Annotated in this window: 6 tRNA genes and 1 rRNA gene; all 7 read right to left on the reverse strand. The window is 50.4% G+C overall.

Features of this window, described 5'->3' with window-relative positions:
* Positions 1 to 101: 101 nt before the first annotated feature.
* A tRNA-Ala gene (locus tag KNP98_RS15860) sits at positions 102 to 177 on the reverse strand.
* A gap of 22 nt (positions 178 to 199) precedes the next feature.
* Positions 200 to 276 (reverse strand) — tRNA-Pro (locus KNP98_RS15865).
* Between the two features lie 6 nt (positions 277 to 282).
* Positions 283 to 356 (reverse strand) — tRNA-Arg (locus KNP98_RS15870).
* 37 nt (positions 357 to 393) lie between these two features.
* Positions 394 to 480, reverse strand: a tRNA-Leu gene (locus tag KNP98_RS15875).
* A 61-nt stretch (positions 481 to 541) separates the two neighbouring features.
* Positions 542 to 617: transfer RNA gene (locus KNP98_RS15880), tRNA-Thr, on the reverse strand.
* 15 nt (positions 618 to 632) lie between these two features.
* Positions 633 to 708, reverse strand: a tRNA-Val gene (locus tag KNP98_RS15885).
* 8 nt (positions 709 to 716) lie between these two features.
* Positions 717 to 804: ribosomal RNA gene (gene rrf, locus KNP98_RS15890) — 5S ribosomal RNA — on the reverse strand; the annotation flags it as partial.

The following is an 804-nucleotide window of genomic DNA, read 5'->3' on the forward strand; positions in this document are numbered from 1 at the left end:
GAAGTCACGTTGACGAAGCTTGCGCTTCATTCATTGTTTGTATCCGAAGATACGTTTTTTGCCTCATCGTTCAGTTTTCAAAGTTCGTCAAAGATAAAATTTGGTGGAGCCTAGCGGGATCGAACCGCTGACCTCCTGCGTGCAAGGCAGGCGCTCTCCCAGCTGAGCTAAGGCCCCATTAAAGGGATTAAATTGAAGATGGTCGGGAAGACAGGATTCGAACCTGCGACCCCTTGGTCCCAAACCAAGTGCTCTACCAAGCTGAGCTACTTCCCGAAAAAGTGCACCCTGAGAGATTCGAACTCCCGACCCCTTGATTCGTAGTCAAGTACTCTATCCAGCTGAGCTAAGGGTGCGGGGTATAATGGATCAAACAGTTATTAAAATTAAAAATGGTACCGAGGGCCGGAATCGAACCGGCACGGGGAAACCCCCGCAGGATTTTAAGTCCTGTGCGTCTACCAGTTCCGCCACCCCGGCAGGGTTTTAAAGGTAGAACCTAAATTCTAAATCAGAATCTTCGGTGATATTTAAATGAAAATGGTGCCGGCAACAGGAGTCGAACCCGCGACCTACTGATTACAAGTCAGTTGCTCTACCAGCTGAGCTACACCGGCAAGTGTAAATAAAAATGGTGGAGGATGACGGGATCGAACCGCCGACCCTCTGCTTGTAAGGCAGATGCTCTCCCAGCTGAGCTAATCCTCCATATGTACGCCTGGCAGCGTCCTATCCTCACAGGGGGAAGCCCCCAACTACTTTCGGCGTTCAAGTGCTTAACTTCCGTGTTCGGCATGGGAACGG

Source organism: Exiguobacterium sp. s127 (genome assembly GCF_018618695.1).
Classification (GTDB): Bacteria; Bacillota; Bacilli; order Exiguobacteriales; family Exiguobacteriaceae; genus Exiguobacterium_A; species Exiguobacterium_A oxidotolerans.